The organism is Halalkalicoccus sp. CGA53, assembly GCF_036429475.1.
Lineage (GTDB): Archaea > Halobacteriota > Halobacteria > Halobacteriales > Halalkalicoccaceae > Natronorarus > Natronorarus salvus.
Map to the genome: position 1 here is coordinate 1,873,263 of NZ_CP144125.1, position 9,016 is coordinate 1,882,278.

Here is a 9,016-nt window from a genome sequence, read left to right on the forward strand (position 1 = left end):
TCGGTTCGGACATGGAGGAGGTGCTCGCCGTCGAGGGCGCGACCAAGCGCTACGACGGGGTTCTCGCGCTCGACGAGGTCTCGCTGTCGGTCCTCTCGGGCGAGGTGTTCTCGCTGATCGGGCCGAACGGAGCGGGAAAGACCACGCTCGTCCGCGCGCTCACGGGGACGACCGACCTCGATTCTGGTACTATCTCCGTCCTCGGCGAGCACCCGAGCGAGGCGGACCGCTCGCGGATCGGACTGCTCCCCCAGGAGTTCTCGCCGCCCGCACGCCTCACCGGCCGCGAACTCGTCCGCTACTACGCCGGCCTCTACGACGACGCCCGCCCGGTCGAGGAGGTGCTGAACGAGGTCGGGATGGTCGCCGACGCCGACCGGTGGTACGAGCGGCTCTCGGGCGGCCAGCGCCGACGGCTCTGCGTCGCGAGCGCGCTCGTGAACAACCCGGACGTGCTCTTCCTGGACGAACCCACCACGGCGATCGACCCTGCAGGGAGACGCGACCTCTGGCGGCTGCTCGAGGGGCTCGCGACGGAGGGAACGACCGTCTTCCTCACCACCCACGACATGGCCGAGGCGGAGACGCTCTCAGATCGGGTGGGGCTGCTGGCGGAGGGCCGCCTCGTCGAAGTCGGCGCCCCACCAGAGCTGATCGCCGACCACGGCGGCGAGAACCGCCTGGTCGTCGAGACGACCGACGGCGACCCGGACGACCTCGCGGCGCGGGGGTACCGAGTATCGAGGGAGGGACGACGGCTCACGATCCACGGGATCGACACCCGCGACATCGGTCCCGCGGTCGACGCGCTCGACGCCGCCGGCATCGGCTACGAGTCACTGACCTGGACCCAGCCCACCCTCGAAGACGTCTACATCGAACTCACGGGAGAACGCTTCGAGCGTCCGGTCGTGGAGGCAGACGCGTGAACGGACTCGCAGGAACGTTCGGGAGGTGTCCCGCGTGAGCACCGCGCGACGCGTTCGTGCGGAGTTCGGCGCCGAGTGGCGCTCGTTCGTCCGCCGTCGGACCGCGGTCTTCTTCACGTTCCTCTTTCCGGTGATCCTGATCGTCATCTTCGGCGCGCTCGTCCGCACCGATCCGGGCGAGGGCGGTCTGTTCGCCGAGCCGACCGGCTACTACGTCGCGGGCTACCTCGCCGTCGTCGTCCTCTTCACCCCGCTCTCGCGGGTCTCCTCGACGGTCGCGCGCAACCGGGAGGGGAGTCGCTTCGAGAAGCTCGCGACCACGCCGCTCTCGCGTACCGAGTGGCTCGCGGCACACACCCTCGTCAACGTCGTGCTCGTGGGGGTCGCCGGTGTGCTCGTTCTGGGCCTCGCGTTCGTCCTCACGAAAGCGACGTTCGTCTTCCACCCGGCGTTCCTCGCCTTCTTCGTCCTCGGCGTCGTCGTCTTCTGTGGGGTCGGCGCACTGCTCGGTCGGCTTTCGGACTCCCGTGACGGCGCGATCGCCGCGGCGAACGCGATCGGCCTGCCGATGCTCTTCCTCGCGGAGACGTTCGTCCCCCGCGAGATGCTCCCCGGCTGGATGGGTCCGATCATCGACGTCCTCCCGCTCACCTACTTCTCGCGAGGGATCCGCGCGGCGACCTACTCCGGCGAGCCGTGGCTGGCGGATCTCGCGATCCTCGCGGTGCTCGCCGTCGTCTTCTTCCTCGCGGGGGCGTACGCGATCCCGCGGACGGATTGAGGCCGGGGGTTGCAGAGATCAGATCCCGCGGCGATACCGCTTCAGCGCGAGGAAGACGAGGATTCCTATCGAAAAGGCGACGGCGAGGTTGACGACCAGCGCGAGGAGCGCGATACCGACCGTTAGTGCGAGGTTCGACGAGTGCCGGACGCTCTCGCCGAGCGAGAGCGCGACCAGCGCGAGGAGCACGCCGAGGATCGCCAGTGGAAAGGCGGCGAGCAGGGCGGCCGAGGCGACGAACGCGAGCGCGAGGTAGACGATTCCTACGACGAGGTTCGCCCCGCCGGTCCGCGCGCCGAAGGCGTGCTTGCCGGCGACGCCGTCGCAGCCGTGACACATCGGGATCCCGCCGATCGGGATCGATACGAGGTTCGTGACGCCCATGCTCCGCGAGAGGCGGTCGGGAGAGACCTCTCGGTCGAAGCGGTCGGCGAACAACAGGGACGTCGCGAGCGCCGCGTTCCCGATCGTCATCGCGAACTGCGCGAGGAAGCCGTCGGCGGTGGCGACCGTGAGAGTGTGAGAGCCGATCGGCGGGAGGGGCGGGAGCCCCGGTGCCTGCGGGGACGGGAGGCCCGCGCTCGCGACGGCGATCAGCGCGCCGACCGCGAGGACGGCGATTGCGCTCGCGCGGTACCGGCCGAGGGCTACGACCCCGAGAGCGACGAGAAGGCCGAGACCCGCGAGGGAGAGATCGGCGAGGGCCAGGGAAAATCCTGTCTGGAGCAGCAACAGCGCGACCGCGAGCTGGACGCCTCGAATGACGGGTTCGCCGATCCATCGCTCGATCTTCGCGAGCGCGCCAGCGGAGCCGAGGGTGAGGAGCACCCCACCCAGTAGGAGACCTGCGAGCGCGAGTTCGCCGTAGCTGAGCGCGCCGGCGATGGCGAGCGCGGCCAGCGCCTTCATGGGCTCGACGGAGAGGGGGAGGCCGTAGTGGACGCCCCAGACGACCTGAAAGAGCCCGAACGCGATCAGGACGTGCGGGAGCGAGACGTCGGTGACGAGCGCGAGCGCCACGACGATCGGCAGCACCGTAACCGAATCCCCGAACGCGCCGGTCACCTCGCTCCACGAGAGCTCGAGGCGTCTTCGTTCGGAGAGCGTGACGGAGACCGCCATCTACAGGGCCTATCGGACGGACGAGCTTATCGTTTCGCAGAAACCGAAACCGACGACTCACACCGGTTGGAGAAACCATAAACGGTTACCCCGCACCGCACCGCAGAACCCGTCCGAACTTCCGTTACAATCAAACCCGTTCGCGGAAAAAGAGGGGTATGAACGAGCCCGCTGGAAGCGAGGTGTGCGGATGAGCGCCGAGAGCGGCGGCCAGCGAACGATCCGGTGTCTGGTCGCGAAGGTCGGTCTGGATGGGCACGACCGGGGCGCACACGTCATCTCGCGGGCGTTTCGAGACGCCGGCTTCGAGGTGATCTACTCGGGGCTACACAACGCGCCCGACGAGATCGTCCAGGCCGCGGTCCAGGAGGACGTCGACGTGCTCGGGATATCGATCCTCTCGGGTGCGCACAACACGCTGATCCCGAAGATCATCGAGGGGCTAGAGGAGTACGACGCGAAGGAGGACACGCTCGTCATCGTCGGCGGCGTGGTGCCCGACGCGGACAAGGAGCGGCTGAAGGAGGCGGGCGTCGCCGAGATCTTCGGCCCCGGGACGCCGATGGCGAAGACGATCGAGTTCGTCCGCGAGAACGCCCCCGAGCGATGAGCACGGAGGAGACGACGCTCGTCCCGGAGCTACTGTCGGGCAAACACCGCGCGCTCGCCCGGGCGATCACCAAGATCGAGAACCGCTCGCGCGGCTACCGCGATATCGTCGCGGAGCTCCACGCCCACACCGGGAACGCCGAGGTGATCGGGATCACGGGTAGCCCCGGTGCGGGGAAGTCGACGCTCGTGGACAAACTCGCGCTCCAGTATCGAGACGAGGGGCTTCGGGTCGGGGTGATCGCGGTCGACCCGTCCTCGCCCTTTACCGGCGGATCGGTGCTGGGGGATCGGATCCGGATGGCCTCGACGGTCGGCGACATGGACGTCTTCGTCCGGTCGATGAGCGCGCGAGGGACTCTCGGTGGGCTCTCGACGGCGACCGCCGACGCGATCAAGGCGTTCGACGCGTTCGGGATGGATCGCATTCTCGTCGAGACGGTCGGTGCGGGCCAGAACGAGGTCGACATCGTGAAGACCGCCGACACGGTCGCAGTCCTCGTCCAGCCGGAGAGCGGCGACGACATCCAGATGCTCAAAGCCGGGATCTTGGAGATCGGCGACGTCTTCGTCGTGAACAAGGCGGACATGCCGGGCGCCGACCGGACGGTCCAGCAGATCGTCGAGATGCTCGGGGACGACCCGCTCGCGACCACCGGCGCGGGCCACCACGGTCACGACGCCCACGCGGAGGTCGCCGAGGCGCACGGCGAGGCGGCCTCGGAGGGATGGCGTCCGAGAGTGATCGAGACGGTCGCAACCGGGGGCGAAGGGATCGAGGAGCTGATCGAGGCGTTCGACGACCACCGGAGCTACCTCGAGGGGAGCGGTGAACTCCGGGAACGAGAACGGCGGCGGTACGCCGAGGAGATCCGGACGCTCGTGCGCGCGGACGCGGGGTCGCTCCTCGAAACCGAGATCGAGCGCCGGGGCGGGATCGACGCGCTCGTCGATCGGGTCACCGAACGGGAAACCGACCCCTACACCGTCGCGGCGGAGGTCGTCGAACCGCTCGTGGAGTGCGTCGAGGAACGAGGGATCGAAGCGCCCCCGCGCGACTGATTCGGCAGGCGCTCGGCCACAATTAAGACCCCGGGCACCGTTCTGTGGGGTATGAAGCTACGCAGTCTGCTCGTCGCGGGCGTCGGCGCGATCGGTCTCGCGGCCGTCGGGAACCGTCTCGCCGGTCGTCGCGTCGACGACCTCGACCCCGCGCTCTCCGGTGACCAGCGGACCTACCGGTGGCGAGGGATGGACGTCGCCTACACGGAGGCCGGCGATCCCGAGGCACCGGACCTGCTGCTCGTCCACGGCGTCAACGCCGCCGCCTCCAGCCAGGAGTTCTCGGAGGTCTTCGACGACCTCGCAGAGCACTACCACGTGATCGCGCCGGATCTGCCCGGCTTCGGGCTCTCGGATCGGCCGCCGCTGCTCTACTCGGGGTCGCTCTACACCGCGTTCGTCACCGACTTCGCCCGCGACGTCACCGAGGACGCGACCTGTGTCGCCTCCTCGCTCTCCGCGGCGTACGCCGTCGAGGCCGCCTCGGAGGGCGTCGTCTCGCGGCTCGTCCTGATCTGTCCGACCACGGGCACGATGAGCGAGGCACGCCCCCTGGTCCGCTCGCTCGTGCGCACGCCGCTCGTGGGTACCGCGCTCTACAACCTGATCGCGAGCAAGCCCTCGATCAGGTACTTCAGCGCGGATCACAGCTACTACGACACCGACGCAATGGACCGGGAGGAGATCGAGTACCTCTGGGAGACGAGCCACCAGCCCGGCGCGCGCTTCGCCCCGGCATCGTTCATCGGCGGCTTCCTCGACCGGCCGATGGACCTCAGCGAGGCGCTCTCGGAGCTCGACGTCCCCGTCACGCTCGTCTGGGGTCGCGAGGCGGAGGTCACCCCGCTCGCGGAGGGTCGCGACCTCGCGGACGAGGCGAACGCGAAACTCGTCGTCATCGACCGCGCGCGCCTGCTCCCGCACGCCGAACACCCTCAGCAGTTCGTCGAGATCGTCGAGGAGGAGCTACCCCGGGCGGAACACGACTAGCCGTTCGCCACCCACGTCCTCCACGTCTGCGGTCACGCGAGTCCCGACCGCCGGATCGTCGATCCCTCGACAGAGCCCCGTGAGCCTGACGACGCCGAAGTCGGCGATCGCCGTCACGTACGGCGTCTCGCCGCCGAAGTTCGGCGAGGCGACGTGAACCCTCGAGAAGGTCTCGATCGTCCCGCTGTCCGGGAGGGGTTCGCGCGAGAGGTCGGTACTTCCGGTCTCGGGACAGACCCGTCGTGGCGGGAGCGAGCCGTATCCGCCGGGCGAGACGAGCGCGTAGCCCTCGCCATCCGCGAGCGCGTCGAGCCACTCGTCGTAGCCCTCGTTGCCGGGCTCCTCGCTCATGCTCCTACCTCCAGAACAACGCTCTGGCGTACTCCCGTTCGCTCACAGTGCTCGCTCACGAGACCACCTCCGGAGCAACGCTCCGGCGTACCCTCGTTCACGGGGTTCACGAGACCACCTCCAACACGTGAACCGTCGCGCTGGCGACGGTCCCACCCGCGTTGTGCGCGACGCCGATCCGCGCGTCCTCGACGAGGTCGCTGTTGACGTGATCGCCCCGGAACAGCTTCGCCAGTTCGATCACCTGGCTCGCGCCGGTCGCCCCGACGGGGTGGCCCTTCGCCTTCAGCCCGCCCGAGAGGTTCACCGGGAGCGCCCCGTCCGAGGTCGTCTCCCCCTCCGCTGCGGCCGATATCCCCTCACCGGGTTCGAAGAAACCGAGCGACTCGATCGCGAGCACCTCCGCGATCGTGAAGCAGTCGTGGACCTCCGCGACGTCGACGTCCTCGGCTCCGATCCCGGCGTCGGCGTAGGCCTCCTCGGCCGCCCTCGTCGCCGCGGGGGTCCGCGCGAGGTACGTCCGGTCGGCGAGCGCCATCCGGTCGCCCCCCTGACCCGTCCCGGTGATCGCGACCGGGGCGTTGATCCCCTCCCTCTCCGCGTACCCCTCGCTCACGAGCACCATCGCGCTCGCGCCGTCGGTGATCGGACAGGCGTCGTAGAGCCCGAGCGGCTCCGCCACGGGAGGTGCCTCCAGCACGTCCTCGACGCTGATCGCGCGCTGGAACTGGGCGTACTCGTTCTCGACGGCGTTGGCGTGGTTCTTCACGGCGATCGCCGCGAGTTCCTCCTTGCCGCCGCCGTACTCCGAGAAGTACGCCTGGGCCATCAGCGCGTACGCCCCGGGGAAGTTGATCCCCATGCGGATCTCGTAGAGGTCGTCGGCGGCGGAGGCGAGCGCCTCCGTGACGCCAGCGGTGCCGAGGTTCGTCATCCGCTCGGCGCCGCCGACGAGGAGCACGTCCGCCTCGCCGTTTCGGATCTCGCGCACCGCGTGTCTGACCGCCGACCCGCTCGACGCGCACGCGCTCTCGAAGCGCGTGGCGGGGGCGCGGATCCCCGCCGCTTCGGCCATCAGTGGGCCCTGGTGGCCCTGGTTCTCCGCGAGTTCGCCCATGAAGTTACCGTAGAGGAGGGCCTCGACGTCGTCGCGATCCACGCCGCTGTCGGCGAACGCCTCGACGCTCGCCTCGGCGAAGAGGTCGCGACCCGTCCGCTCGGGGTGTTGTCCGAAGTGGGTGTGTCCCACGCCAGCGATACGTACACTCGACATTGTCCTCAGTAGTCGGGTCGCCCGTATAGGGGTGACGAATACGGGCATACTTGATTCGACAACCGCGTGTCTAGTGGATCCGATAGTCGAGCGTCGCCGGAACCGATCGAGACCGCGTACCGAGCGAGATAGGTGTGTTCGGTGGGGTGCCGCCCCGAGACGGTGGCGGTAGTAGCTCTACTGACACCACTGACGCGTGAGCTACGGATGAGGGAGACGGGGGTCTCGTCCCACGGTCAGTCGGGTTCGGCGATGGTGCTGGCGAGCAGGTTCCTGAGACCCCGCCGAAGCCGGTCGGAGACGGCAGGTCGCGAGACACCGAGTTCGTCCGCGAGCTCCTCTAACGTAGTCCGTCGAGGGCTGTCGAAGTAGCCTCGATCGAACGCGAGCGTCAGCCCGTCGAGCTGTGGCTCGGTCAGCCCGTACTCTCGGTCCGTCCGTCTCTCCGAGAGCGTGTACAGCCGCGTGAGCTCGACTCCGATGCAGTTCTCCTGGCAGTACGACTGGAACGCGGACAGCGATACCCTATCGGGTGCTCGCAGCTCGAAGCGCCACTCGTCGGAGGACCCGCTCGCCGAGAGGAGCGTGAGCCCCGATTCGAAGATGCCGCGTTTGATCCCGTGGACCTCGTAGTCCCACTCGGCACGCATCAGGACGCTCTCGTCGATGCTATCGACCAGTTCGATGTTCAGCACCCCCGGTTTGTCGTAGAACGCGTCCAGAACTGCCTCGCTGTCGGCGCCGTAGATCCAGAAGTACGGGACGACTACCTCGCCGGTCGGCACGATGCGTTCGAGTTCGACCGTCACCTCCGGCAGGTCGTCGAAGACGCTCCCGAGCGGAAAGGTGGCCGCTGCGACCGAGAACACGGCGATACTCGCCATGTGACCCCCTCACGACGTCCGGAGAGAAAAGCTTCCACTACACATACATGGTCTTGCCAACCTGGTCTTTCTCCATCGCTCACCCACGAACGTCACGGAGGTCACCTCAGAACGTATCTCATCGCGTATCATAATCTCGCGCGTAGTTCCATAGTAAGCTACCGTCGTTATATATGCTGGCAGCATAGTAACATATCGCCCCAGGGACGAACGGTATCCCGGCGGCGAAAGGCGGGGATCAGCCGGTCCTCCCCCTGATCCCCGGTGATGTCAGAGGCACGGCCCACCTTTTTCGTGCTCCCGAGAGAGGACACCCGTAGTTCCTCCGGGCCTTCCGCGGTATCGCGGGATGTCACGCTCCATGAGTCACGCGTTCGACACGATCCGTGTTACATCCCCATGTCGGACGCCTCGTCCGGGACCGGGAGATCCGGAACGGATACCCCCAGCAGCTCCGCCGCGTGGTCGAGCGCCATGTCGAAGCCGTAGTAGCGTTCGAGTTCCTCGCCGTCTCTGACCTTCACCATCGCGTAGCCCTCTCGGTTCTGGGCGACCGTCGCCCGCCGGCCGTCTCGCTCGAACTCGAGCAGTCGCTCCGTCTCCGTCTCTCGGTATCGTGCCGTAGTTCCGTTCTCGGTGAGCGTCGCGTCGGCCATAGTGGGGCTACGAACCGCTCCCACCCTACTCTACCGGTCGGCGACGAACCACAACGTCCGAGTCGCCCGCGCTCTCCACCCCCTGTATGGCGAAGTGGTTACAGAGCGGGCCGAGACGCGACCTCTGCGTGCTGCTCTCCGGATCGGAGGGGACCGCACAGCGACTCAAGTCCAGGTTGGAAGCGCACTACGACGAGCGCCTCGACCCGAAGACGTTCTACGCACAGCTCTCGGCGCTCGAGAACAGTGGGCTGATCGAGAAACGCGTCGAGGGGCTCGCGGACGTCTACTCGCTCACCGACGAGGGCGAGCGAGCGCTCAGAGAGCACTACGAGTGGATGACCGAACAGCTGAGGTGA

The 9,016-nt window shown here is 67.9% G+C and carries 11 protein-coding genes; 6 read left to right on the forward strand and 5 right to left on the reverse strand.

The window, feature by feature from the left end; genetic code table 11:
• Window positions 1–11: 11 nt before the first annotated feature.
• Both V2L32_RS11175 and V2L32_RS11180 read left to right on the forward strand, forming a co-directional pair.
• Complete coding sequence (locus V2L32_RS11175) at window positions 12–929, forward strand: ABC transporter ATP-binding protein (protein WP_331236571.1); 918 nt, start codon at window positions 12–14, stop codon at window positions 927–929.
• A gap of 34 nt (window positions 930–963) precedes the next feature.
• Complete coding sequence (locus V2L32_RS11180; RefSeq protein WP_331236572.1) at window positions 964–1,710, forward strand: ABC transporter permease; 747 nt, start codon at window positions 964–966, stop codon at window positions 1,708–1,710.
• A gap of 18 nt (window positions 1,711–1,728) precedes the next feature.
• On the opposite strand, the gene V2L32_RS11185 is transcribed toward V2L32_RS11180, so the two are convergent.
• Window positions 1,729–2,832 carry a putative sulfate/molybdate transporter gene (locus tag V2L32_RS11185; protein ID WP_331236573.1) on the reverse strand — a complete coding sequence of 368 codons (1,104 nt, stop codon included), beginning with the start codon at window positions 2,830–2,832 and terminating at the stop codon, window positions 1,729–1,731.
• Between the two features lie 190 nt (window positions 2,833–3,022).
• Here V2L32_RS11185 and V2L32_RS11190 point away from each other — a divergent pair, with 190 nt between their 5' ends.
• Genes V2L32_RS11190 through V2L32_RS11200 form a run of 3 tightly spaced genes read left to right on the forward strand, consistent with a single transcriptional unit; the run spans window position 3,023 to window position 5,493 of the window.
• Window positions 3,023–3,442 carry a cobalamin B12-binding domain-containing protein gene (locus V2L32_RS11190; RefSeq protein WP_331236574.1) on the forward strand — a complete coding sequence of 140 codons (420 nt, stop codon included), beginning with the start codon at window positions 3,023–3,025 and terminating at the stop codon, window positions 3,440–3,442.
• The gene (gene meaB / locus V2L32_RS11195; protein ID WP_331236575.1) at window positions 3,439–4,503 is read left to right on the forward strand and encodes a methylmalonyl Co-A mutase-associated GTPase MeaB; all 1,065 of its coding nucleotides are present in this window, start codon (window positions 3,439–3,441) and stop codon (window positions 4,501–4,503) included. Before V2L32_RS11190 ends, meaB begins: the two co-directional genes overlap by 4 nt.
• Window positions 4,504–4,554: 51 nt before the next feature.
• Window positions 4,555–5,493: an alpha/beta fold hydrolase gene (locus V2L32_RS11200; RefSeq protein ID WP_331236576.1), complete on the forward strand. Its 939-nt coding sequence runs from the start codon at window positions 4,555–4,557 to the stop codon at window positions 5,491–5,493.
• Here V2L32_RS11200 and V2L32_RS11205 read toward each other — a convergent pair.
• The 4 genes from V2L32_RS11205 to V2L32_RS11220 form a co-directional block, all read right to left on the reverse strand.
• A complete protein-coding gene (locus tag V2L32_RS11205; protein ID WP_331232439.1) occupies window positions 5,470–5,844 on the reverse strand; it encodes a Zn-ribbon domain-containing OB-fold protein in 375 nt (124 codons plus the stop codon). The two genes, V2L32_RS11200 and V2L32_RS11205, sit on opposite strands and share 24 nt — an antisense overlap.
• A 106-nt stretch (window positions 5,845–5,950) precedes the next feature.
• The gene (locus tag V2L32_RS11210; protein WP_331232440.1) at window positions 5,951–7,117 is read right to left on the reverse strand and encodes a thiolase domain-containing protein; all 1,167 of its coding nucleotides are present in this window, start codon (window positions 7,115–7,117) and stop codon (window positions 5,951–5,953) included.
• Window positions 7,118–7,353: 236 nt separating this feature from the next.
• On the reverse strand, window positions 7,354–8,001 hold the full coding sequence (locus V2L32_RS11215) for a helix-turn-helix domain-containing protein (protein WP_331232441.1): 648 nt from the start codon (window positions 7,999–8,001) through the stop codon (window positions 7,354–7,356).
• 389 nt (window positions 8,002–8,390) lie between these two features.
• The gene (locus V2L32_RS11220; RefSeq protein WP_331232442.1) at window positions 8,391–8,657 is read right to left on the reverse strand and encodes a DUF7111 family protein; all 267 of its coding nucleotides are present in this window, start codon (window positions 8,655–8,657) and stop codon (window positions 8,391–8,393) included.
• Between the two features lie 86 nt (window positions 8,658–8,743).
• Between V2L32_RS11220 and V2L32_RS11225 the strand changes: the two genes are divergently transcribed.
• A complete protein-coding gene (locus tag V2L32_RS11225; protein WP_331232443.1) occupies window positions 8,744–9,016 on the forward strand; it encodes a PadR family transcriptional regulator in 273 nt (90 codons plus the stop codon).